The sequence below is a fragment of the Paenibacillus polysaccharolyticus genome (assembly GCF_023714295.1).
Classification (GTDB): domain Bacteria; phylum Bacillota; class Bacilli; order Paenibacillales; family Paenibacillaceae; genus Paenibacillus; species Paenibacillus polysaccharolyticus_A.
This window is the reverse complement of sequence record NZ_JAMAUN010000004.1, coordinates 299,978-322,987: the sequence shown is the minus strand read 5'-3', so window position 1 is coordinate 322,987 and position 23,010 is coordinate 299,978. Positions and strand designations below refer to the sequence as shown.

General features: G+C 46.9%; 22 protein-coding genes and 1 other annotated feature. Of the genes, 19 read left to right on the top strand and 3 right to left on the bottom strand.

Going from position 1 to position 23,010, the window contains the following annotated elements; genetic code table 11:
* Window positions 1–107: 107 nt before the first annotated feature.
* From M3629_RS14120 to leuS, 11 genes are all read left to right on the top strand, one after another.
* Complete coding sequence (locus M3629_RS14120) at window positions 108–635, top strand: YqeG family HAD IIIA-type phosphatase (protein WP_251507363.1); 528 nt, start codon at window positions 108–110, stop codon at window positions 633–635.
* Window positions 632–1,759 (top strand): ribosome biogenesis GTPase YqeH, encoded by a 1,128-nt coding sequence (gene yqeH / locus M3629_RS14115; protein ID WP_251507361.1) that lies wholly within the window; start codon window positions 632–634, stop codon window positions 1,757–1,759. Before M3629_RS14120 ends, yqeH begins: the two co-directional genes overlap by 4 nt.
* Before the next feature lie 51 nt (window positions 1,760–1,810).
* Window positions 1,811–2,680, top strand: coding sequence for a shikimate dehydrogenase (gene aroE / locus M3629_RS14110; protein ID WP_251507359.1), 870 nt, complete (start codon window positions 1,811–1,813; stop codon window positions 2,678–2,680).
* Between the two features lie 76 nt (window positions 2,681–2,756).
* Complete coding sequence (gene yhbY, locus M3629_RS14105; protein ID WP_090914936.1) at window positions 2,757–3,050, top strand: ribosome assembly RNA-binding protein YhbY; 294 nt, start codon at window positions 2,757–2,759, stop codon at window positions 3,048–3,050.
* Window positions 3,051–3,064: 14 nt separating this feature from the next.
* Window positions 3,065–3,655, top strand: a complete 591-nt coding sequence (locus M3629_RS14100; RefSeq protein WP_251507357.1) for a nicotinate-nucleotide adenylyltransferase — start codon at window positions 3,065–3,067, stop codon at window positions 3,653–3,655.
* Window positions 3,639–4,205: a bis(5'-nucleosyl)-tetraphosphatase (symmetrical) YqeK gene (yqeK, locus tag M3629_RS14095; RefSeq protein ID WP_251507355.1), complete on the top strand. Its 567-nt coding sequence runs from the start codon at window positions 3,639–3,641 to the stop codon at window positions 4,203–4,205. Before M3629_RS14100 ends, yqeK begins: the two co-directional genes overlap by 17 nt.
* A 17-nt stretch (window positions 4,206–4,222) precedes the next feature.
* A complete protein-coding gene (rsfS, locus tag M3629_RS14090) occupies window positions 4,223–4,570 on the top strand; it encodes a ribosome silencing factor (protein ID WP_251507354.1) in 348 nt (115 codons plus the stop codon).
* The gene (locus M3629_RS14085) at window positions 4,567–5,472 is read left to right on the top strand and encodes a CvfB family protein (protein WP_251507352.1); all 906 of its coding nucleotides are present in this window, start codon (window positions 4,567–4,569) and stop codon (window positions 5,470–5,472) included. Before rsfS ends, M3629_RS14085 begins: the two co-directional genes overlap by 4 nt.
* Before the next feature lie 212 nt (window positions 5,473–5,684).
* Window positions 5,685–6,455: a class I SAM-dependent DNA methyltransferase gene (locus M3629_RS14080; RefSeq protein ID WP_251507350.1), complete on the top strand. Its 771-nt coding sequence runs from the start codon at window positions 5,685–5,687 to the stop codon at window positions 6,453–6,455.
* Window positions 6,456–6,677: 222 nt separating this feature from the next.
* Window positions 6,678–7,634, top strand: a complete 957-nt coding sequence (locus M3629_RS14075) for a phosphotransferase family protein (protein ID WP_251507348.1) — start codon at window positions 6,678–6,680, stop codon at window positions 7,632–7,634.
* A 113-nt stretch (window positions 7,635–7,747) separates the two neighbouring features.
* Window positions 7,748–8,000: a binding site (T-box leader), on the top strand.
* Between the two features lie 73 nt (window positions 8,001–8,073).
* On the top strand, window positions 8,074–10,518 hold the full coding sequence (gene leuS, locus M3629_RS14070; protein WP_251507346.1) for a leucine--tRNA ligase: 2,445 nt from the start codon (window positions 8,074–8,076) through the stop codon (window positions 10,516–10,518).
* On the opposite strand, the gene comER is transcribed toward leuS, so the two are convergent.
* Window positions 10,499–11,344: a late competence protein ComER gene (gene comER / locus M3629_RS14065; protein WP_251507344.1), complete on the bottom strand. Its 846-nt coding sequence runs from the start codon at window positions 11,342–11,344 to the stop codon at window positions 10,499–10,501. The two genes, leuS and comER, sit on opposite strands and share 20 nt — an antisense overlap.
* A 185-nt stretch (window positions 11,345–11,529) precedes the next feature.
* Here comER and M3629_RS14060 point away from each other — a divergent pair, with 185 nt between their 5' ends.
* From M3629_RS14060 to M3629_RS14050, 3 genes are all read left to right on the top strand, one after another.
* Window positions 11,530–12,129: a ComEA family DNA-binding protein gene (locus M3629_RS14060; RefSeq protein WP_251507342.1), complete on the top strand. Its 600-nt coding sequence runs from the start codon at window positions 11,530–11,532 to the stop codon at window positions 12,127–12,129.
* A gap of 47 nt (window positions 12,130–12,176) precedes the next feature.
* Window positions 12,177–12,698, top strand: coding sequence for a deoxycytidylate deaminase (locus M3629_RS14055; protein WP_251507340.1), 522 nt, complete (start codon window positions 12,177–12,179; stop codon window positions 12,696–12,698).
* Between the two features lie 184 nt (window positions 12,699–12,882).
* Window positions 12,883–15,930 carry a ComEC/Rec2 family competence protein gene (locus M3629_RS14050; protein WP_251507338.1) on the top strand — a complete coding sequence of 1,016 codons (3,048 nt, stop codon included), beginning with the start codon at window positions 12,883–12,885 and terminating at the stop codon, window positions 15,928–15,930.
* A 203-nt stretch (window positions 15,931–16,133) separates the two neighbouring features.
* Here M3629_RS14050 and M3629_RS14045 read toward each other — a convergent pair whose 3' ends face one another.
* Window positions 16,134–16,436, bottom strand: coding sequence for a hypothetical protein (locus M3629_RS14045; protein ID WP_123062602.1), 303 nt, complete (start codon window positions 16,434–16,436; stop codon window positions 16,134–16,136).
* Window positions 16,437–16,785: 349 nt separating this feature from the next.
* On the opposite strand from M3629_RS14045, the gene M3629_RS14040 reads away from it, so the two are divergent.
* From M3629_RS14040 to holA, 3 genes are all read left to right on the top strand, one after another.
* Window positions 16,786–17,334 carry an RNA polymerase sigma factor gene (locus M3629_RS14040; RefSeq protein ID WP_154983218.1) on the top strand — a complete coding sequence of 183 codons (549 nt, stop codon included), beginning with the start codon at window positions 16,786–16,788 and terminating at the stop codon, window positions 17,332–17,334.
* A complete protein-coding gene (locus M3629_RS14035) occupies window positions 17,331–18,626 on the top strand; it encodes an anti-sigma factor family protein (RefSeq protein WP_251507336.1) in 1,296 nt (431 codons plus the stop codon). Before M3629_RS14040 ends, M3629_RS14035 begins: the two co-directional genes overlap by 4 nt.
* A 258-nt stretch (window positions 18,627–18,884) precedes the next feature.
* On the top strand, window positions 18,885–19,901 hold the full coding sequence (holA, locus tag M3629_RS14030; protein ID WP_251507335.1) for a DNA polymerase III subunit delta: 1,017 nt from the start codon (window positions 18,885–18,887) through the stop codon (window positions 19,899–19,901).
* 183 nt (window positions 19,902–20,084) lie between these two features.
* On the opposite strand, the gene rpsT is transcribed toward holA, so the two are convergent.
* Window positions 20,085–20,357: a 30S ribosomal protein S20 gene (rpsT, locus tag M3629_RS14025; RefSeq protein ID WP_090914815.1), complete on the bottom strand. Its 273-nt coding sequence runs from the start codon at window positions 20,355–20,357 to the stop codon at window positions 20,085–20,087.
* Between the two features lie 176 nt (window positions 20,358–20,533).
* On the opposite strand from rpsT, the gene gpr reads away from it, so the two are divergent.
* Both gpr and M3629_RS14015 read left to right on the top strand, forming a co-directional pair.
* On the top strand, window positions 20,534–21,535 hold the full coding sequence (gene gpr, locus M3629_RS14020) for a GPR endopeptidase (RefSeq protein ID WP_251507333.1): 1,002 nt from the start codon (window positions 20,534–20,536) through the stop codon (window positions 21,533–21,535).
* A 153-nt stretch (window positions 21,536–21,688) separates the two neighbouring features.
* Window positions 21,689–22,981: a stage II sporulation protein P gene (locus M3629_RS14015; RefSeq protein WP_251507331.1), complete on the top strand. Its 1,293-nt coding sequence runs from the start codon at window positions 21,689–21,691 to the stop codon at window positions 22,979–22,981.
* Window positions 22,982–23,010: the final 29 nt, after the last annotated feature.

The following is a 23,010-nucleotide window of genomic DNA, read 5'->3' as shown; positions in this document are numbered from 1 at the left end:
ATCATGCCCGTCCCGTTTTCCTTTTTTTAACGTGATATAGGGTGTTTGCATTTTCAGGAAAGACAGATTTGTGATATAGTGTGTCGTATGAAACTGAGGTGACTTCTTTGTTTAAAATGTTAATGCCCAAGCTGCGTGTAGACACAGTTTTTGATATTGATCTGGAAGAACTGTACGCTCAAGGGTATCGTGGAATCATAACTGACCTGGATAATACGCTTGTTGGAGCCAAAGCACCTGATGCTACACCGGAATTGATCGAATGGTTCGCGCGTGTAAAAGAGGTGGGATTCAAGCTCATGATTGTGTCCAATAACAATCTGAATCGGGTTTCCCTGTTTGCGACTCCGCTGGATATCCAGTTTGTGCATAGTGCACGCAAACCATCGAATGTACCGTTTCGTAAAGCAATGAAAATGATGGAGCTTACTTCCGAAAAAACAATTGTTGTAGGGGACCAGATGCTTACCGATGTTTATGGAGGGAACAGACTTGGACTATATACAGTTCTGGTGCTGCCGATTTCCATCGGGGACGAGGGCTTTATGACTCGCTTTAATCGGAGAGTAGAACGGATTGCTCTGTCGAATCTGCGTAAGAAAGGCTTATGGCTTGAGGAGGAAAAGAAGAAATGACAGAACCGCATAACGGCAACATTGCCGTAAGATGCAGTGGATGCGGCGTGAATTTACAAACGGAAAATCCGGATATGCCCGGATATCTTCCAGAAAAAGCACTTGACCGTGAACCGGTCATCTGCCAGCGCTGTTTCCGTATCAAAAATTATAATGAGTCATCATCTGTTACGGTGGATCAGGACGAGTTCTTGGCACTGCTCAGCAAAATCGGGGATAAGGATGCGCTCGTCATTCATATCGTTGATTTGTTTGATTTTGATGGCAGTATTATCTCCGGCTTGCAACGCTTTGTTGGAAACAATCCGGTATTGCTTGCCGTGAACAAAACGGACTTGCTTCCTAAAGTCACCAACTGGAACAAAGTTCGGAACTGGGTGCAAAAGCAAGCCAAAGAACAAGGCTTGCGAACAGTAGATGTTGTGCTCTGCAGTGCGAAGCAAAACCAAGGGTTCGATCGTTTGCTTGAGCTCGTAGGCACGTACCGTGGAGATCGGGATGTGTACGTTGTCGGTGGAACCAATGTCGGTAAATCGACACTGATTAACCGTTTGATCCGAGACTACAGCGATCTGGAACAGGAACTGACGACCTCGCGTTATCCGGGAACGACACTGGATATGGTGAACATTCCGCTAGACGATGGAAAATATATTATTGATACGCCGGGAATTGTGTATCCTTGGCGCTTCAGTGAAATTGTATCCCGTAAGGATCTGGCTGCAATTATGCCTGAGAAACCGCTTAAACCTGCGGTATATCAATTGAATTCCGGTCAGACACTGTTCTTCGGTGGGATGGCCCGGTTTGATTTTATTGAAGGGGATCGCCAATCGTTCACTTGTTTTATCAGCACTGCGCTGGATATTCATCGGACAAAATTGGAACGGGCAGATGATCTGTACCGTGATCACCTCGGAGAATTGCTTTCTCCGCCAACCCTTGAGAATGCCGCTGAGATGCCGGAATGGACGAGACATGAATTCCGGATTAAACGTGGCAGTCAGTCGGACATATTCATCTCTGGTCTGGGCTGGATCAAGGTTAACGGAGATAAGGGTGCTTTAGTGGCTGTCCATGTTCCAAAAGGCATTCGGGTGCAGATTCGTCCTTCCCTGATCTAGTTTGGATGGCGGGACCTAATTCCAACAACGGATCAGATCGGAGGCGTATCGATGTCGGCAGAAAATAAGTTCAATTCTTCACTTCCCGTACTGCTGGGTGTAATGGGTGATCCGATTGCTCATTCCAAATCCCCGGCCATGCATAATGCTGCTTTGCAAGCAGCCGGTGTGCACGGAATGTACATGCCGCTACATGTGCAGCCTGATCAGCTCGAAGCTGCGATTCGTGGCATTGTTGCCTTGGGTTATCGTGGTGTTAATGTCACGATTCCACATAAGGAGCAGGTGATGCAATACCTCGATGTGATCGATGACAGTGCTCGCTTGATTGGAGCAGTAAATACGATCGTGAACGAAAATGGCAAGCTGACAGGGTACAATACCGACGGAATCGGATATGTGCGCTCGTTGAAAGAAGAGGCTGTTCCTCAGCTTGAAGGGAAACGGATTGCTGTTCTTGGTGCAGGAGGCGCGGCAAGAGGTGTTATCTATGCGCTTGCACTCGAAAAGCCTGAACAGATCAGCATTCTGAACCGCACGGCTGACAGAGCACTTGCTCTTGCTACGGATTTACGAGGTCATGCTCTGGGAGACATCTCCGGCAACGGAATGCAGGATGCTCAGGCGGTACTCGCAACGGCAGATATCGTTATCAATACGACAGCAGCGGGCATGCACCCACATGTGGATGATGTGCCCGTTGATCCTGCATGGATCCGTGAAGGAGCAGCTGTCAGTGATCTGATATACAACCCGCTAGAGACCCGTCTGCTGCGTGAGTCCCGTTTGCGCGGATGCACCGTGCATGGCGGACTAGGGATGTTTGTTTATCAAGGAGCAGTCGCATTTGAACACTGGCTTGGCGTCCCTGCCCCTGTCGATACGATGCGACGTGCAGTACTGGAAAGTTTTGAAAAATAATAATTGAACGGCCAGGCCCTGAATCAGCCTCGTGCTATGTGCAGGGCCTGCTCAACATAAGGAGTATGAAGTATTCATGTTAACTGGTAAACAAAAGCGCTTTTTGCGGTCACAAGCTCATCATCTGACCCCTGTGTTCCAAATTGGTAAAGGGGGCACGAATGAGCATTTGTTCCGCCACATCGAAGAGGCCATTGAGAAGCGCGAACTGATGAAAGTTCAAGTGCTCAACAATAACCTTGATGATAAAAATGAAATTGCTGCAGAAGTAGCTCGCGAAACAGGCAGTGAACTTGTACAAGTGATTGGCAGTACAATTATCTTGTACAAAGAATCACGCGACAATAAACAAATCGAACTTCCAAGATAAGGAGCGTGGCGCGGGTGAAGATCGGCCTCATGGGCGGTACGTTTGATCCGATCCACATGGGGCATCTGCTGGCAGCGGAAGCGGCAAGGGATTCGCATGCACTGGATGAAATCTGGTTTATGCCGTCCCATGTCCCGCCTCACAAACCCAGTGCAGGTGCGACGGGGCAACAACGCCTGGAAATGACTGAGGCAGCTGTGAAGCAAGCTCCTCAATATGAGGTACTAGGAATTGAAATGGAACTTGGCGGCGTATCTTATACGATTGACACGATGCGTGAATTATGGCGCCGCTTCCCTGAGCATGAGTTTTATTTTATCATTGGGGCGGATATGGTGAACTACCTTCCCAAATGGGAAGAGATTGAAGAGCTGGCATCCAGATTGACTTTTATCGGGGTTGGACGTCCGGGCTTCCAGCTACATCTGGACGATTTACCGGATGCATTGCAGGGACGGGTTCTGCTGGCCGAGATGCCTCTTGTTGATATTTCATCTACGGCGATACGCAGACGACTTGCGAAGGGGCATTCGGTGCGGTTTATGATCCCGGATGCGGTTCATCAATACATTGTAAGGAGCGGTTTATATGGCACCAAGCCGTGAGGAGTTAATCGAGGCTGTCTCTGCACAGATGCCGGCCAAACGCTGGAAACACACTCAGGGTGTCATGGAATCAGCCGTTGTCTTGGCTGAAAAGTATGGTGCTGATCCGGTAAAAGCGGATATAGCGGCGATTTTACATGACGTGGCCAAATATTGGCCGGTAGCCGAGATGGAAGCCGTTATTCGTGATAACGGACTAAATATAGAACTTTTACATCATGATAAGCAGCTTTGGCATTCGGAAGTGGGTGCCTTTGTAGCTGAACGGGATTATGGTGTGTCCGATTCCGAGATTATTAACGCCATTCGGTGGCATACTTCTGGTAGGGTAGGGATGAGTCTGCTGGACAAAGTGGTATGCCTTGCCGATTATATTGAGCCGGGACGTGATTTCCCGGGTGTAGAGTACATTCGCGAGCAGGCACAGCGTAGTTTGGAGGAAGGGTTGATCGCCGGGTTTGATTCGACGATCACCCTATTGCTCTCCCAGCGCCGTGTCATCTACCCGCTTACGGTGCTCTCACGTAATGACTTGATTACACAATTATAGATTATGGAGGTTGGTTCATGACGGTATCATCGAAAGAACTTATGAGCATGGTGGTTGCTGCCGCTGACGATAAAAAAGCATCAAACATTGTAGCACTTGACCTGAACAATATTTCACTGGTTGCCGATTATTTTGTTATCTGCCACGGTAACTCGGATACACAGGTGCAGGCCATTGCTACAGAGATTCGTAAACAGGCGCATACAGCCGGTGTAACCATTAAAGGTATTGAAGGCATGGACTCTGCACGCTGGGTGCTGATGGATCTTGGCGATGTCGTGGTTCACGTATTCCACCGCGATGAGCGTGAATATTACAATATCGAGCGTCTCTGGTCTGACGCCAAAGTGGTGGAAACGGTATGAGTTTGATTGCAGGAACAGTCGTCTCGCTGCCGGTTTCACGTGAAGTGTCACCATTCGGCTACTTTTTGACGACAGGATCGGAAGATGTATTGCTTCACTATACCGAGCTGACTCGGGATATTAAGATTGGTGAAACGCTGGAGGTTTTTGTATTCTTTGATACAGAAGACCGCCTTGCTGTTACGATGAAAAAGCCTTACCTTACGCTGGGTGAAATGGCTAGACTGGTCGTAGCTGATGTGCATCCGCGCCTCGGCTGCTTCCTGGAAATGGGCCTTGGTCGCCAGTTGTTGCTTCCCATCCGCGAACTGCCTGAGCTTGAAGAACTTCGTCCCCAAGTTGGGGATGCGGTGTTCGTGATCATGGAGCATGACAAGCAAGGACGTCTGCGTGCCAAATTGGCCGGAGAACGTGAACTTGCTCCGCTTGCTTTCCACGCTCCAACAACATGGGTGAATGAGTGGGTTGAAGCTTTGGTGTACAAGCCACTTCAGATGGGCACGTTTGTCCTCGTAGATGGCGGTGTGCTTGGCTTTGGAGCGATTGGTATGATCCATTCCTCGGAGCGTAGCCATATGTTGCGTTTGGGTGAAAAGGTGAAGTGCCGGGTTACGCTGGTGCGTGAAGACGGTCGTGTAAATCTGGCTATGACGCAGCGTAAAGAAGTTGGGCGTAACGAAGACGCAGACAAGTTGCTTGCATTTATGAAAGAGCGCCCTATGGGTGGCATGCCTTATTCCGATGCAACACCGCCGGATATTATCAAACAACGTTTTGGCATTAGTAAATCCGCGTTCAAACGTGCTCTCGGTAAGCTGATGAAAGATGGCTTGGTGCTACAAAAGGAAAACTGGACGTACTTGTCTGAATCTGCGCCAAAATCACAGCAGGAAGAGAAGTAGACACAGGTAAAGCATAGCCGAGTACGGCATGGGTGTTTTGAGTTAGAGCATTCATTTTGCATGAAATACTGTATGTATCATGGAGCCGATGCTTTATGCAGCGGTTTAAGTAAGGCAGGGCCAGACTGGGTAAACACCGGAAGCCCTGCTTTTTAGTTTGAAATTTTGATCCAATCCGATGAGGAAAATGAAATTGAAAGCGCGGTGCCGACATGTCTTACCGGAAATTTGCCTATGTTTACGATGAATTAATGGAAGATATGCCTTATCCGGACTGGATAAGGTTTGCAAGAACAGCCTGGGAACAGCATGGCATGCCCAAAAGTGTGGCTGAGCTTGGCTGTGGAACGGGATCCATTACGATCCCGCTGGTGAATTCTGGCTTTGAAGTCACGGGTATTGATCTCTCCGCGGATATGTTATCTGTTGCACGTAGCAAAATGGAAGCGACACCGCAGGGACACCGTCTGTACAGGGAAGGTAGTGTACGGTGGGTACAGCAAGATATGCGGGATTGGAGAGTGCCTGAACCTGTAGACTCGGTCATTTCGTTCTGCGATTGTGTGAACTATTTGCTGGAATCAAAAGATGTCATTCGAACATTCGAGCGGACGTATGAAATGCTGAAGCTGGGAGGTACATTTCTGTTTGACGTACACCATCCAAATACATTGATTCGGTATGATGAGGAGCAGCCTTTTGTGTTAGATGAACGCTCGGTCTCATATATCTGGACGTGTGATTTTGATCAGGAGCGGTGTGAGATAGAGCATCATCTGAGCATTTTTTCTAGATTGGATGAGGGCAACAGAGATACCTATCAGCGATTCGAAGAAGTTCATACGCAACGCGCTTATGATCCGGACTGGATGAAGCTTGAATTAAGTAAAGCGGGCTTCCGGGATGTGAAGGTGTATGCAGACTTTGAGTGGAAAGAAGCTGGAGACCACGCACAGCGATTGTTTTACGTGGCTGTAAAATGAATGTTTAAGAAGATACGAATAGCGATGCTTAACTAATTTATATGAATTTGAAAAGAAACTGTCCTTGTGCAGCGCGTAAGTATGTTGCTAGAGGCAGTTTTTTTTGAACAGATATGATAAAAAGTATTGCCGCTTGAAGCAAAGAGATACATAATGAATGGAAATCGGAAAGCGTTTTCTAAACATGAGAACCATATTCTAATCACAGGGGGATTTGTAGAGATGGAAAGTACATATAAAACGAGATTGTCCAAAGAACAGTTGGATCAAATCATTAAGCATCACCTTGCTGTAACAATTCAAGATTACGAGGAAATGATCGATGGCTGGGCTAACCATGCTTATAAAATTTTGCTTGACGATGGACGGAAAGTTGTCCTTAAAATTGCACCTGCGGCTACGACCAATCTAATGCGTTGTGAACAGGATTTAATGACGGCCGAAGTGGAAGCGCTCCAGCTTGTTGCCAAGCTTAAGGATGTTCCTGTGCCTTTGGTACTTGCATACGATGCCTCACTATCCATGGCTCCCGCTCAGTATTTCATTATGGAGTTTATGACCGGGATTCCATACAACCATGTGAAAGCACAGTTTACTGCCAAAGAGCAGGAAGCGGTTGAACAGCAGTTAGGCTGGTATAACCAGCGAATTAACGAGATTAAGGGAGAGCGGTTTGGTTATTTTTCCGGAAAGGACAGACAACGTGCGACGTGGAGAGAAGCTTTCTTGATGCTTATGCATGATATGCTTGCGGATGGTGAAGAGGCGGGAGTAGACATCGCCATGGATTACAATGAGCTGAGACGTTTAATTGATGCGAAATCAGATGCATTGGATGAGGTGACAGAGTCTTCTCTGATCAGCTGGGATCTGTGGGATGGCAATGTGCTGGTCCAGGATAAGCAAATTACGGCCATTATTGATTTTGAACGCTCGTTATGGGGCGATCCGCTCATGGAGCATTATTTCAGTCATTTTAACTATACTCCGGGTTTCCTCAAAGGATATGGACGTGAGCTTGAGACGGATCATGAGCGGAAGCGCAGAAGTTTGTACGATTTGTATTTTGATCTTGCGTTACGGATTGAATGTGATTACCGTCAGTATGATAACAAGGAGCATATCGACTGGACGATTCGTAATTTGCAGGAAGGCATCGAACGGTTTAGAACAATGTGAGCAAGACCAGTATGCATGTGAAGGGCAATAAAGTCTGACTCTGAAAAAGGGATTGTGACATGTCATATTGACTTTGAGCTTGCATTTTTATATAATGCTTCCTATATTGTATACATATTTCGATGATAAGGATCAGTAGTAGGTGCTGTACATGACAGAGAGTCGGCGGTTGGTGCAAGCCGATTGACAGTATTTTGCGAACTCGCCTTGGAGAAATGCGGTGATTACAAAGTTCTATGCCTGGTGTGCAGGACTGGAAATCCGCATCGGTTAACCGCCGTTACAGGTCTAAAGGGAGTGGATGACGAAGCACGTTCGTCCGCTAACTAGGGTGGTACCACGGGAATTCAACCTCTCGTCCCTAGCGCTGCAAACGCTATGGGATGCTGAGGTTTTTTTGTTGTTATCAAGCGCGTATAACCTGAAGGAGGAATTATAGATGAGTGAGAATCATCAGCCGAAGCACGGCTATCAGCCGCAAGTGATGGAGAAAAGCTGGCAACAATATTGGGATGACAACAAAACGTTTAAAACAGGTGAGGACCCGTCCAAGCCGAAGTTTTATGCATTGGATATGTTCCCATATCCGTCCGGTTCAGGACTGCACGTAGGTCACCCGGAAGGATATACGGCAACGGATATCGTATCCCGTTACAAACGGATGCGTGGATACAATGTGCTGCATCCAATGGGCTGGGACGCTTTTGGTCTGCCAGCAGAGCAGCACGCACTAGATACGGGGGAGCACCCGCGTCATATCACATTCCGCAACATCGACAATTTCCGTCGTCAGATCAAGTCTCTCGGATTCTCATATGACTGGGATCGTGAGATCAGTACAACAGACCCTGAGTATTACAAATGGACACAGTGGATCTTTATTCAGCTGTACAATAAAGGTTTGGCCTATGTCGATGAAGTGCCGGTGAACTGGTGTGAGGCATTGGGCACGGTTCTGGCGAACGAAGAGGTTATTGACGGTAAGAGTGAACGTGGCGGACACCCGGTTGTACGTAAACCGATGCGTCAATGGGTACTGAAAATTACGGAATACGCGGAGCGTTTGCTGGAAGATCTGGAAGAGCTGGACTGGTCGGAAAGCATTAAGGATATGCAGCGTAACTGGATCGGCAAATCGACCGGGGCTGAAGTGGTTTTTGCCATCGAAGGCCGTGAAAAAGTGATCAAAGTATTCACAACCCGTGCAGATACATTGTTCGGCGCAAGCTTTGCCGTTCTGGCTCCAGAGCACGAATTGGTTGACGCGATTACATCCGAAGAACAGCGTGAGGCAGTAAAAGCTTATCAGGAGCAGGCTGCGCGTAAGAGTGATCTGGAACGTACGGACTTGGCAAAAGACAAAACAGGTGTGTTCACAGGTGCATACGCGATCAATCCGGTTAACGGAGCGAAGCTGCCGATCTGGATTGCTGACTATGTACTGGCTGGTTACGGAACGGGAGCTGTCATGGCTGTTCCGGGTCACGATGCACGTGACTGGGAATTCGCGAAGCAGTTTGACCTGAATATCATTGAAGTTATTGAGGGCGGAGATGTTACAAAAGAGGCGTACACAGGTGACGGTGCACATGTGAACTCCGATTTCCTGAACGGATTGAACAATGAAGAAGCCGCGGCGAAAATGATCGCTTGGCTCGAAGAGAACGGTAAAGGACAAGGGAAAACGACTTATCGTCTGCGCGACTGGTTGTTCAGCCGTCAACGTTATTGGGGAGAACCGATTCCGATTCTGCATCTGGAAGACGGAACGATGAAGACTGTACCAGAAGATCAATTGCCGCTGTTGCTGCCTGACATTGACCAGATTAAACCTTCAGGCACAGGGGAGTCCCCACTGGCTAACGTCACGGATTGGGTAAATACGGTTGATCCGGAGACGGGAATGAAAGCTCGCCGCGAAACCAACACGATGCCACAATGGGCGGGAAGTTGCTGGTATTACCTGCGGTTTATCGATCCTCACAATGACAAAGAACTGATTTCACAGGAGAAACAACAGCAGTGGTTGCCCGTTGATCTGTACATCGGTGGAGCAGAACATGCAGTACTGCACTTGTTGTATGCTCGTTTCTGGCACAAAGTGCTGTATGATCTGGGTGTCGTACACACGAAAGAGCCTTTCCATAAGCTGGTTAACCAAGGTATGATTCTGGGAACCAACAATGAGAAAATGAGTAAATCTCGCGGTAATGTCATCAATCCAGATGAGATTGTTAACGAATTCGGAGCGGATACACTGCGTCTCTATGAGATGTTTATGGGGCCGCTTGAAGCGACTAAACCTTGGAACGCAAACGGGGTAGAGGGAATGCATCGTTTCCTGTCACGCGTATGGCGCCTGTTCATTAACGAAGATACTGGTGCGATTAATGAAAAAATCACAGCTGACGGTGGAACCGATGAGTTCAAACGCACAGCACACAAAACGATCAAAAAAGTCACGGAAGATCTGGAGCATCTGCGCTTCAACACGGCGATCAGCCAATTGATGATCTTCATCAACGACGCGTACAAAGCAGAGACGCTGCCTCGCGAAGCGATGGAGAACTTTGTTCAATTGCTGTCACCTCTGGCACCGCATATGGCAGAGGAACTGTGGAGTCGTCTTGGACATGAGGGTGGAATCTCTTACGTAGCTTGGCCTGCATACGATGAGTCCATGACTGTGGATGCAGAAGTGGAAATCGTAGTTCAAGTGAACGGCAAAATTGTAACTCGTGCGACGATCGCGAAGGATCTGGATGCACAGGGAATGCAGGACTACACGATGGAACTTGCACCTGTGAAACAGGCGCTGGAAGGCAAGACTATTCGCAAAGTCATTGCCGTTCCAGGCAAACTGGTTAATATTGTTGCCGGTTAATCTCGCTGGCACGGAATACCTCATCCAGTTTGACTAAATCTTCATCGTATTTTTCATGTGTTGTATGGATCAGACTATCAAAAACACCATCGAGGTTGTTTCTCAGCAGTGCAAGTGCCTGAGCGGTTATTCCGCCAGGTACAGCGACACGGGCCTGAAGTTCCTGTGGAGTATAACCTCCCTCGGTAAGCAATTTGCCTGTTCCTAGAAGCATCTCACCAGCAAGAGCACAAGCGTCGGCGCGCTTGATACCTGTCAAGCGCACTGCACTTTCAATCCATTGCTCCAAAAAGAAGGATATGAATGCGGGTCCGCAACTCGAAAAGTCAGATGTGATTCGGGTGCAGGCTTCATCCACTTGATACGGTTTACCGATATGACTCATCAGGCCTTCGAGCAGAGAGCGATCTTCGGCCGTCATGCGTTCACCATGGATGAATAGGCTTGCTCCGCTGCCAACCTGATGTGTAACACTGGGGATAACCTTGGAGACTTTGCAAGGAAGTGAAGATTCCAGATGGCGCAGCTGCACGGGGCTGGTGATCGAGACAATTATGTGATTGGAATTCACAACAGGCAGGATATCATCAATGACATGTCTGAATTCCAGCGGTTTCACGCACAGGAAGATGATGTTGCTGCGAATGACTGTTTCCCGATTGTTCTGAGATTCATGCAGCCCTGGGTAGCGGAGGGAAAGCTGACGTACTTTGGATGGAGTTCGATTGCTTGCTGCAATCTGACGGGGTTCCAGTGCACCGGATTGGATCAGGGCATAGATCAACAGACTGCCCATGCTGCCGGTTCCGATAAATCCAACCTTCATTGGTTCAGGCCTCCTTTCATGCTTTACGGTAATGGCGCAGTTTCTTCCCTCTATTGTATGCATCAGGGTCTGGTTCACATGACATGAAATTATGTAACTTAGATAAGCGAAATCATGAAACGGTTCGGAAGCACCGCCCGTGTTCGAAATGATCTATATTTTGAATATGAGGGAGTGTGCGGAAGATGAGATGGAACAAAGCGTTTTCCATTGCTGCGGCAGTGGTTGGATGTATACTGATATTATGGTCGGGCAAAAGTGAACAGCCACCTAGCGGCTGGGAACCGATGCAGCTCGGCTCCAATCAGCCGACAAGTGAGCAGGATCCTTCTGCTAAACAGTCGGCTGCTTTGGTACCCGAGAATGCAGCTAAGGGTAAGCCTAAAGGTGATGTGAGCGAGCGACAATCGGACGATGCAGCTTCGGCACAGGGCTCGAAGATTCAGGAGTCTAATGTTGCTCCTACTGTATCAAGCAATCAAGGCATTCCACCGGCTCAGCTAGAGATGCAGTTAAGTGAAATCCATACATCTATATCTGACAAGGCATCTAAACCGGCTGACAAAACAACCAGTGAGACGGCAGATGATGGCAAGATCGATGTGAATACAGCATCTGTCACCAAACTAACGGAGCTTCCGGGGATTGGACAGAAGAAAGCTCAAGCCATTGTGGATTATCGCAATGCACATGGTCCCTTTACCAAAGTTAGTGATCTTACCAAGGTGAAGGGCATAGGCATGAAGATGCTGGAGAAGATGGCTCCCAATGTACAGATTCGCTAAAAGTTCAGCACATTAGTAATAGCTTCAAGGCGGGAGGAGAAAACGGCATGAGTTCAATAGAGCTTCGCAAGGACTGGGATACGTATTTTATGGACATTGCTTATATGGTATCGACACGTTCCCGTTGTCCGCGACGGCATGTAGGAGCTGTTCTGGTTCAAGGGAAAAAACTGCTGGGTACCGCCTATAACGGGGCACCGATGGGAGTAGCAGATTGCTCCGAGGAAGGCTGTATGATATCGGAAGAATACGAGCTTGTGGTTACGGACGGACAGGAGGAAATGATTAAAAAACAGCGCTGTATTCGTACCATTCATGCGGAGCAGAACTTGCTTTTATTCACGGATCGGATTGACCGCGAAGGTTCCTCTGTATATGTAACCGATGAGCCTTGCTGGACATGTGCCAACATGCTGGCGAACAGCGGCGTTACGGAGATTGTATTTCATCGCTCATATCCCAAAGATACAAGTAAAGTGAAAAACATGATGCAGCAGAAAGGCATTTTGTTCCGTAGTCTGGACAATTACCAGCCTCCTCGGGAGACAATGATGACCGTAAGCAACTAACAAGAACGCGTTAAAACAGGTTGAATGACCCAGATCACGTCAGAGCATATACACCTGGGATATGTTTTCTTCAATATAAGTTTCATGCGTACGGGGAAGAACCTCCGGCAAGCCTGAACAGGCTTCCGGGGGTTTTTTTTGTGTATTTATAGTCTTGGAGATCAGCGGAGAGGAGAGGGATGTAATGAAAGATAGACCATTGCTTCGCTTTACAATCTTTTGGTTGAGCGGTAGTAGCATGGCGTGTTTATTGATGGGATGGGCTTTATTTTGGGGAGTCGTCGGGGCAATGGCATGTCTTCCGGTCTTACTTCGTTTCATGAATATTCGCGGGTGGTCAAGTCTTCTTTTAGTTACCGCTTTTGCGGGTGGTTTAATACAATGGGAATGGAATGATTCGCGTAATTACAGTACCTTGCCAGCATATTTACATAGCTCTACGGATGTAATTGATGGGTTAGATGCTCAGGTTGAAGGGAAACTTGTATCGGATGTGCAGGTGGATGGAGATCGGGCAAGTTTTGAGATGCAGATCTCTTCTCTGAGGCTGCCCGAAGAAACGGAGCAGGAAGTAGAGAAAGAGAATAAAGTTTCCTCGTCAGATCCTGCCTTGGAGTCACTAAAGTCACCAGGATCCTCAGACAAAATAAATGAACGAGTCATTGTGCAAGTTCGATTAATGGAAGAACAGGAACAGCAGACAGCAGCATCTTGGAGGCGAGGGGATAAGCTGAAACTGTCAGGCTCTCTAGTTCTTCCTGGTAAAGCCAGAAATTTTGGGGGATTTGACTATCGCAGCTATTTAAGGACGCAGTATATTCATTGGATGGTTAAAGTGAAGGGGGCCAGTTCGGTTCATGTTTCGTCTCCTGAAGGGCTGGGGAAAATAAACATCCTACGGTGGACAGATTCGGCAAGACAACTGCTCGGTTCGGCGGTAGATCGGTTGTTTCCTGAGCCACAGGCAGGTTACATGAAAGGGCTGATCATCGGCATGGCGAAGGATATTGATCCAGGTACGTACAGTCAATTCTCTCAGCTCGGATTAACTCATATCCTCGCCATATCAGGTACCCATGTTGCAGTGTATGTGGCTTCATTGCTCATGCTCTTATCATGGTTGAGACTAACAAGAGAAACAGCTCTAACGATTGTGCTGGTTCTCGTGCCGGCATATGTACTGCTTTCGGGCGGTTCTCCATCGGTCATTCGGGCAGGCATGATGTCTATGATTGGTCTGTATATGGCGAAGCGTGGATATGCCAGAGATGGAATTCAGATCATCAGTGCAGCGGCTATGCTGATGCTCTGGTGGAATCCCTATTTTTTATTAAATGTCAGTTTTCAACTCTCTTTTCTGGTGACTGCCGGGCTGATGATTTACATGCCACTTATCAACAGATTGTTTTACAAGTGGCCCAAGTCCTTAGCAGCCACAGCTTCAGTTACGGTGACAGCGCAGCTGATTTCTTTCCCAGTGACGATTCTGTACTTCAATCAGTTCTCGTTGTTGTCTTTTGCAGCCAATTTTTTGCTGGTGTCTTTGATTAGTGCTGTAGTGCTTCCCTTAGGTACGGTTGCGATGATTCTATCATTTGTGTGGCTTCCGCTTGCGAAACTTCTGGCATGGATTGCGATTCAGTTGAATCAACTTACCTTTCTCAGTGTGGAATGGATGAACAGTTTGCCAGGTTTTGTGATGATCTGGCCTACACCTTCCTTATTATGGATTGCAACCTATTATGTGATTTTATATGTGTTGCTTTATTTGCTCTATCAGCGGAGTGGCGGTGAGATACCCCAAAATATTCATGTTGCAGAAGAGGATACAGCGCCACTTGATATGTCTTCACGAGGTGCTACACAAAGGGGCTCTACACTAGCATTAGGCTTCAATTCTTCACGGTCTGCTGACACTCAATCACTTTACACAGCGAAAGCGAACAATCGCTTGCAACTTTCAGCGCCCGATCCCTTGCCTACTCGAAGAGCAACATCAGATCATGGTTCACTCTCTACTCTTGGCGCTAGTATCGCCTGGCCAGAGTATGCAAGCGTATTTACATCTAAGGGTGCAGGCTTCTATAGTGAGGTGCGAATGAGCAAAGTTCAGCGAGGTTTATGCGTTGTACTTGCGATCTGTTTAATAGCCGGATTATGGTGGGCGTATCAGACGCCGCGTTCAGCGGGAACAGGTGTAGTGCAATTTCTGGACATTGGTCAGGGAGACAGTACACTGATTACTACGCCAGAGGGCAAACATATCCTTGTAGATGGTGGAGGCACAGTTAATTTTGGTGGCAGCGAGCATTCATGGAAAACGAGGCGTGATCCGTATGAGGTAGGTGCAAAGATTGTTGTTCCTTTATTAAAAAAGAGAGGTATTCACCAGCTTGATGCAGTCATTGTGACCCATGCGGATCAGGATCATGCTGGTGGGCTACAGGCTGTCCTGGACCAGATTCCAGTAAAACGCTTGATGTTTAACGGAACGACGAGTGGAAAAGAGAAATTTGACCAGCTCCTCAATACAGCGATACAACGCCAAATCCCGCTATTCGCTATACATCAGGGCATGACTTATCAACCGGATCGGGAGACATCTTTATATTTTATTTCACCAGAGCGGAATGGGCCGGTTAATCCATCAGGAGGTGTGCCAACTCTTGAGAATCAGAACGGTGAGTCGGTCGTTTTTTTGCTGGATATGGCGGGCTCGTCACTGCTATTTACCGGAGATATGGAAGCAGCAACGGAACAGAACATCCTGTATGACATTCAGGATGGTTCAATGTTGGCCTCTTTTCAACAGGGCGTTCAAAAATCGGGGAGAACTGTTCCGAACGGCGAAACCAATATAGGTGTTGTGCCTGAATGGATGGACGGTATAGCTGACAATGGCAGAAATCATAGTTCTTCAACAGCTACATCTATATCGCGTCTACAATCACATATATCTATAGATGTTCTTAAAGTTGCTCATCATGGCAGCAAAACTTCATCGTCAGAAGCATGGCTTCAGTACTGGAATGCCAAATCTGCACTGATCTCTGCAGGAGTAAACAATACTTACGGTCATCCGAATCCAGGTGTGATGAAACGTTTGGAAGCGACAGGTTCACAGATTTATCGGACGGACCAGATGGGCGAGGTACAGGTGAGAGTGAACGATGGGAAGATAGATGTGCGGCATAAGCTGATACAGAACAAGGGGGATAACCAGGATGACTAGGAAAAATAAATTTCCGAACCCAACATAGGCCAGACTGGGTTTTATAGAACCGCAAGCACTGCTCCGATCCTGAAAATGGGCTTATTTTTAGTTATAAGTATAAAAAAAGCCCCTTTTCCTCATTAGATTCTCGAAGAGAGAACAATGATGGTAGGGGCTTTTTCATATCCGGTCTGTTCATCGAATATAGATGATAGTATTATTTATTCCACGCCGTCCTTGAAATGTTTATTCCAATGTTTGTCACCTTTGTGCAGAATGTCTTCAACGGTTTTTTCGAGTGTCGCCAGTAGTTGTGCTCTGACATCCAGAACCGTTTCTCTGTACAAGCGTTCTTCCGATCCGACGATTTTATCGCCGTACAACGCTTGTGCAGCTACATATTTCCGATGCTCCTCAACCAGGGTGTCGATTGATTCCAAAGCGTGCTCCACAAAGTGGGAAATGCTTTGATATTCTTTTGGCATTTGTTCTTTTAATTGTTGAATTTTCGCTAGAGCTGGCATGCTCATCACCTCGTCTTATGAATGTAAATTTACAATACACCATTTTCATGAAAAATGCATTAAAAAAAGCTTAAATTTGGACAAATTTCGACTTTTTTTATTTTTAAGCCTTTAAAAGTACTTAACCATAATGTATGCCGTTGCATTTATTTTGAGTCGTGTAAGTACTGGAATCCGTGATGTCAGACGTTTGATGACTACGTTTGCATTTTCTGTTATTCTAAGATAAGATTCGGCGGCCCTTATACATATGCCGTTATTTTGTGATGGAAAATTAAAATATACTTAACTTTGCAACAATTTTATCGATGATTACGTCAGTAAGGTTGCAGGGAGAGGGGGATCCTTTGTGGTAGAGCCGGAACTCATCAGAGCCGCTCAATCGGGCGATCGCGACGCTCTAATTACCCTATTGCGGGAGATTGAACAGCATGTTTATCGGACCGCATATTACATTCTAAATAATGAACAGGACGCCTTGGATGCTGCGCAGGAAGCGTTGATCCGTATTTACACCAAGATTAATTCTTATGAAGAAAAAGCCCAGTTCAAAACCTGGGTGCAACGCATCGTAACGAACATCTGCATTGACAAGTTCAGAAGAACCAAGCCTTCCGTGTCCATCGATGAACACGAAATGGTTTTTCAGGATAAGCAGGATGTAGAATTCGAAGTGATGTCGACTTATGTGGCCAAGGACATTCAGGAAGCGATCAACAAGCTGCCGGAGCATCATCGGACCGTCATTGTTCTAAGATATTTGCAAGATTTATCCTATAACGAAATTGCGGATTGTCTCGATCTTCCGCTAAATACGGTGAAGTCTTACTTATTTAGAGCCAGACAACAGCTACAAAATCTATTACAGGAGTATCAGAAAGGTGGTGTGACAGGATGAAATGCGAAGAGGTGGTGGAATGGATGCACCGGTATCTGGATCATGATCTGGGCGAGGCGGAAACGACGCAGATGCTACAGCATGTGGCCAAGTGTCCGGAATGCGCCGAAAATTTTAGTATGCTCAGAGCTCTATCCAGGGAACTGGAAGATTTGCCGCAAGTAAGCCCGAAGTTTAGTCTGGTTGATGCCATTATGCCTCAATTGGATGCGATTGACGAAGCGCGTAAAGAACAAAGCAGTACCGTGCAAGAAATGAGTCCTGTCCCTGCGGCATTTGAGAGTCTACAGCGTTCAAGTTCAAGTGAGCAGAAAGCGAAGACCAAATGGTTTAATTCGATGGTGGGACGGATGTCTGTGGGTGCAGCGGCCGCGGCTGTTGTATTAGGATTTGCTATCTGGGGATATCAGCCAGAGCAGATTGAGAATGCAGATTCGATGCTCATGAGCTCGGGGGCATCGCAAGATAGCAACAGTGAAGAGCAGTCTGCACAGAGGATGTATCTGAGAAGCGATCAAGGAGACATAACGAACCAAGCAGAAGGCAGTACGTTTGCACCTGACTCGTCAAATGATCCGGTGACGGAAGGTTCTATGCAACCGAACGCGGATCAACCTGACGAGAGCAACGGAACAGAACTGAAAACTCCAGATGCTTCGAATGAACAAGAGTCAGCAAAGCCTTCCACAGAGGGGCCGTCTACTCAGGACAAAGGCAAACAAGAGGTGAATTCAAGTCCTTCTTCTGACTCTGGTCATACTCAGAAGAGCATGGATTCAGCTCAGGGAACGGAGCAGAAAAAGCCGGATACAAGCGAAGGCGGTGCTTCCACTCCTAATGACAAGGATGGAAGAAGTACATCTGATTCAAATGACCAGCTCGACGAGACATTTTCGGCTCAAACAATCATTCCAAACCAGGATACCCCAGCTCAAGGCAGTGACACTGACAATGCAGGAAACGGAACGGAATCGGGTGCTGCTGGAGCACAGCAGGGATTGATGGCTCCTGAACAAGGCATTGCTGCACCAACGGGAGCAAAGGAATGGAAATCACCTGACGGTTCCTATGTTGTTATGTTGCTTGGTGACCAGTTAAGTATTTATGCGAAATCTGCGAATGATCCGGATGTACTGAATCTGATAGAGCAACGGAGTGTAGAAGGTACGTTAAAGTCGGGAAGCTGGTCCAAAGACAGCCTGCAGTTTAATTATGAAATGGACAAAGACGGAGCGATTACAAAGGATACCTTCAAAGTCAGTACATCATCTAATGTTTCACCTGTAAAATAGTTCTGGTATAAGGTTCCTGCACGGCATTTTAAGAGAACCTTTTCCAATGAACAAGCATATACTGGATATAACTAAAGAACGTCCTTTTTCTGATCCAACAACTGACGTCGTATGACCGCACGCCAGCTATTTCTAGAATGGCTGTGCTTGCGTTTATATAGATGCAGAACAGTGGGCCTTTATCCGTACATGGATGAAGGTCCCTTTGTTGTCTTGTGTATTTTCTGGTAGGATAAGAGGGATAAGGGGGCACGGTGGATGGATGTGAAAAGCGCAACAAAGGCAATACGCAGCGGGGAAACTGCGCCAATCTATGTGCTGTATGGAACGGAAAAGTACCAGATACAGCAGTTTACAGAGATGTTAAAAACCCATGTTATTGAAGAGGAGCATCAGGATTTTGCAGTTATTCCCTATGATCTCTCCGAAACACCGATTGAGGCTGTTGTGGAAGAAGCAGAAACGGTTCCCTTTCTTGTTCCGCGCAAATTGATTATTGTAAGGGACACCAGCTTGTTTACCGCAGGAAAGGAATCCAAAATAGAACATCAGGTAGATCGCTTGATTACATATATGGATAATCCCGCTGACTACAGCACGATCGTTTTTTTAGCGCAAGGGGACAAGTTGGATGAACGGAAAAAGTTGGTGAAAGCAGCCAAGAAACAAGCCGTTGTTCTGGCCTTTGCACCGCTAAGTGGAGAAGAATTGATTCAATGGATTGTAAAACTTGCAAAACAGAGAGAAGTGACCTTCGAAGCTGGGGCGGCAGATACATTAGTCAGTTATGCTGGAACGGGATTGCAAGGGTTATCTGCCGAAGTGGATAAGCTTTGTTTGTTTGCTGGGAGCGGAGGCACGATTCGTCGTGCAGATATTGAGTCACTGGTGGCTCGTAGCACGGAGCAGAACGTATTTGCACTTGTGGAGGAGTTGGCCAACCTGAGGTTGGAAAAAGCACTTGCACTCTTTTATGAACTTTTAAAACAACGTGAAGAACCGATCAAGATCGCAGCGCTGATTGCGCGGCAGTTCCGTATTATGATTCAGGTCAAGGAACTCGGGCAACAAAGTTACTCACAGCAGCAGATCGCCAGTCAACTTGGCTTGCATCCGTACGCGATCAAAATTGCCGGGGAGCAGGCTCGAAAGTTTGATGCTGACCGTCTACGGAAGATTCTGAGTCACTTGAGTGAGCTGGATTATCAGATGAAAACAGGAGCTGTGGATAAGGTTCTTGGCTTGGAGTTATTTTTGTTAAGACTTGGTGCATAGCCTTAGGCAAAAGCAAAAAAAACAACCTGAAGTCTCCGTGTGTTGATATTTCAACGTACGATCCGAGATGTTCAGGTTGTTTTTTTATGGTATGTTCTCCTTACTTAGCGAAACAGATGCTAAAAAATCCTGAAAGCCCATGCTGTTCAGGATTTTTCCATTGGTTCGTATAAGTAACGCTTCTTACGCTTGTGCGGAAAGAGCGTTCAGTTTTTTCGCCAAGCGAGACTTTTTGCGTGCAGCTGCATTTTTGTGAACCAGACCTTTAGTTACAGCCTTGTCCAGCTTTTTGGAAGCAGCTTGAATCGCAGCTTTAGCAGTTTCAACTTCGTTGCTTACCAGAGCAGCATCAGCAGCTTTAACAGCTGTGCGGAGTGCAGACTTCTGAGAAGCGTTGAGTGCGCGGCGCTTGTCGCTCGTTTTTACGCGTTTAACAGCGGATTTGATGTTTGGCATTACATTCACCTCCTGTAAGGCATTCGCATGAATACAAACGTTTCACAACTTAAAATATTCTATCACGCTAGCATGTAAATTGCAACAGATTTTGCATCGTTGTTTGGCATGTTGCATAAAGCCTGCCTTTTTCCCACACAATATGCTCAAATGTAATAAGGGAGGCAGGGACACAAATGACACTTGATTTGCAAAATTATATCGTACGCACGGATTTGGCTATCGATTCCAAAGAAATGGCACAAGGCAGCCAAAGACAGACGATTCCCGGATTACGTGAGGATGTAGATACGAAAGACGGAATTACGATCACACGGATTGATGTGTTGAATGATGAAGCAGCGAAAGCCATAGGGCGTGTAAAAGGCCATTATGTCACACTTGAGGTGCCTTCCCTTCGCAACGGAGATACTGAACTGAAGGAACGGGTGGCTGCCGAATTTACACGAGAAATGGAAGCGTTTATGACCAAGGCAGGCATCGGCAAGGATTCCAAGGTGCTGATTGTAGGCCTCGGCAACCTGAAAGTAACTCCAGATTCTCTTGGTCCGTTGGTTGTAGAGAATCTGATGGTTACCCGGCAGTATTTTGAATTGGTACCGGATCAGGTGGCGCCTGGATATCGTGAGGTCAGTGCTATTGCTCCGGGTGTGCTTGGTACAACAGGGATTGAGTCGAGTGACATTGTGCAGGGCATTGTTGAGCGTACCCGTCCTGATGCCATTATCGCCATTGATGCGCTCGCTTCCCGCTCTCTTGAACGAGTGAATACAACGATTCAGGTAGCCGATATCGGGATTCACCCTGGTTCTGGTATTGGTAACAAACGCCGTGGATTAACGAAGGAAATTCTGGGTGTTCCCTGCATTGCCATCGGCGTACCAACGGTATGTTATGCTTCGACCATCGTGAACAACGTCATCGAAATGATGCGTTCTCACTTTCGTCAGGAAACCGATCAGACAAAACAAATCATGGGCATGCTCGATGACATCGGTGAAGAGGATCGCTTGAGTCTGGTAAAAGAGGTGCTTGAACCGCTCGGACATGACCTGATCGTCACCCCGAAAGAAATTGATGAGTTCATTGAAGGCATCGCCAATGTCATTGCAACCGGACTTAATGCGGCTCTTCACGAAGCAGTAAATCCAGATAACGTTGCGGCTTACACACATTAGACGAATCCCCTAATATGGAACAGAGAAGAAGGTCCGAATCTATCGGACTTTCTTTTTTGTTGCCTTCATCTTTCTACTTCCTGTTCTATCAAATTGAATACTCTCATAGAGTTGAAGTATAAGAGTTGTTCTGCAAGGGAAGGAGACATAAGAATGAACAAGATATTGGCATGGAACATTGGCAAGTGGAAAAAAAGATGTCTGCATGTGCTGGCCATGGGCCGTACACTGTTGCTGCTTATGATCATATCTGCCCTCTTCTTTGTTGCACTCGGGCTTGGAGGCATGGCGGAGAAACGGTTAAATAGTTCGCCTGTTTCTTCCATGAAGGGATTTGCAGGTTCAGTCTCAAGCCGCTTTTTTGTGGACATGTTGGGTATGGAAGTACCTCATCTTACTCAGAAGGAACAGAACACAGAGATTTCCGGTGAAAATCTAACCTCTTTTGTATTTCAATTGCTCACGAACGTGAATCCTCAGGATCCCAAAAGTTTAATCGCACGTGAAATGCCAGGCATGGGAGCGAATCAGCCTGTTTTGCTCCGTCCCGGTTCTGGCAATACCAAGGCAGAAGCACCTGAAGATTATCAGCCGGGCCCAGGCCTGACAGAAGCAACCTCATCAGGTGAAGGTAAGCCAGGAAGTGAACTGCATGTACCTCCGGGCAAGGATGATCCAGACGTTTCCGGTGAAGATGATCCGGGAAAGGGTACAGTCGATGAGGACCCACCGGTAAAAGGGGACGGGCAAGGCAAGGGGAATCCGTCCATTGCTAAAAAATCGGTTCTTATCTATCACTCTCATCCGCGTGAAGGATATAATCCACTGCTAGGCACGGATAGCGATAATCCTTCCTCGGGTAAACCGACAGGTAATGTTTTTCAAGTGGGAACCTATCTATCGGATAGCTTGGAGAAGCTGGGCGTCGGAGTAGAGCATGCGAAGGAAGATTATCAAACGAAAATAAAAGATTACAATTGGAACTTTTCCTATAAATACTCCAGACAGACTGTCAAAGCGGCGCTTGCTCAGAATGATGATCTGACATATCTCATTGATATTCACCGGGATTCCCAGCGGCATAAAAAAACGACAACTACCATCGGTGATCAGAGTTATGCCAAGGTATATTTTATTATCGGGCACGAAAATCCAAATTGGCGCAAAAATGAAGCCTTTGCTGCGAAAATCCACAAAAAGCTGGAAGCGAAGTATCCGGGGGTATCCCGAGGGGTGTGGGGGAAGAATGGCGGAGGAGGTAACAATGGAGAATATAACCAAACGCTTTCCCCGAACAGCATTCTCATCGAAATTGGTGGCATTGACAATACGGCAGATGAGTTGAAACGAACGTCCAAAATTCTGGCGCATATGATCGCGGAAGTATATTGGAACGAGCAAAACGTAGATAAAGCAAGCGCGAAACCGGTATCCAAGGGCGGATAAATGAAGGAAAGATTCGAAAAACTTACGTA

Excerpts from the sequence above, each read along its gene's own strand:
- yhbY (WP_090914936.1), top strand. The coding sequence starts at position 2,757 with ATGTTAACTGGTAAACAAAAGCGCTTTTTGCGGTCACAAGCTCATCAT.
- M3629_RS14085 (WP_251507352.1), top strand. The coding sequence starts at position 4,567 with ATGAGTTTGATTGCAGGAACAGTCGTCTCGCTGCCGGTTTCACGTGAA.
- comER (WP_251507344.1), bottom strand. The coding sequence starts at position 11,344 with ATGAAGGTTGGATTTATCGGAACCGGCAGCATGGGCAGTCTGTTGATC.
- M3629_RS14055 (WP_251507340.1), top strand. The coding sequence starts at position 12,177 with ATGAGTTCAATAGAGCTTCGCAAGGACTGGGATACGTATTTTATGGAC.
- rsfS (WP_251507354.1), top strand. The coding sequence starts at position 4,223 with ATGACGGTATCATCGAAAGAACTTATGAGCATGGTGGTTGCTGCCGCT.
- yqeK (WP_251507355.1), top strand. The coding sequence starts at position 3,639 with ATGGCACCAAGCCGTGAGGAGTTAATCGAGGCTGTCTCTGCACAGATG.
- holA (WP_251507335.1), top strand. The coding sequence starts at position 18,885 with ATGGATGTGAAAAGCGCAACAAAGGCAATACGCAGCGGGGAAACTGCG.
- rpsT (WP_090914815.1), bottom strand. The coding sequence starts at position 20,357 with ATGCCAAACATCAAATCCGCTGTTAAACGCGTAAAAACGAGCGACAAG.
- M3629_RS14015 (WP_251507331.1), top strand. The coding sequence starts at position 21,689 with ATGAACAAGATATTGGCATGGAACATTGGCAAGTGGAAAAAAAGATGT.
- M3629_RS14080 (WP_251507350.1), top strand. The coding sequence starts at position 5,685 with ATGTCTTACCGGAAATTTGCCTATGTTTACGATGAATTAATGGAAGAT.
- yqeH (WP_251507361.1), top strand. The coding sequence starts at position 632 with ATGACAGAACCGCATAACGGCAACATTGCCGTAAGATGCAGTGGATGC.
- M3629_RS14045 (WP_123062602.1), bottom strand. The coding sequence starts at position 16,436 with ATGCCAGCTCTAGCGAAAATTCAACAATTAAAAGAACAAATGCCAAAA.
- M3629_RS14075 (WP_251507348.1), top strand. The coding sequence starts at position 6,678 with ATGGAAAGTACATATAAAACGAGATTGTCCAAAGAACAGTTGGATCAA.
- gpr (WP_251507333.1), top strand. The coding sequence starts at position 20,534 with ATGACACTTGATTTGCAAAATTATATCGTACGCACGGATTTGGCTATC.
- aroE (WP_251507359.1), top strand. The coding sequence starts at position 1,811 with ATGTCGGCAGAAAATAAGTTCAATTCTTCACTTCCCGTACTGCTGGGT.
- M3629_RS14050 (WP_251507338.1), top strand. The coding sequence starts at position 12,883 with ATGAAAGATAGACCATTGCTTCGCTTTACAATCTTTTGGTTGAGCGGT.
- leuS (WP_251507346.1), top strand. The coding sequence starts at position 8,074 with ATGAGTGAGAATCATCAGCCGAAGCACGGCTATCAGCCGCAAGTGATG.
- M3629_RS14060 (WP_251507342.1), top strand. The coding sequence starts at position 11,530 with ATGAGATGGAACAAAGCGTTTTCCATTGCTGCGGCAGTGGTTGGATGT.
- M3629_RS14035 (WP_251507336.1), top strand. The coding sequence starts at position 17,331 with ATGAAATGCGAAGAGGTGGTGGAATGGATGCACCGGTATCTGGATCAT.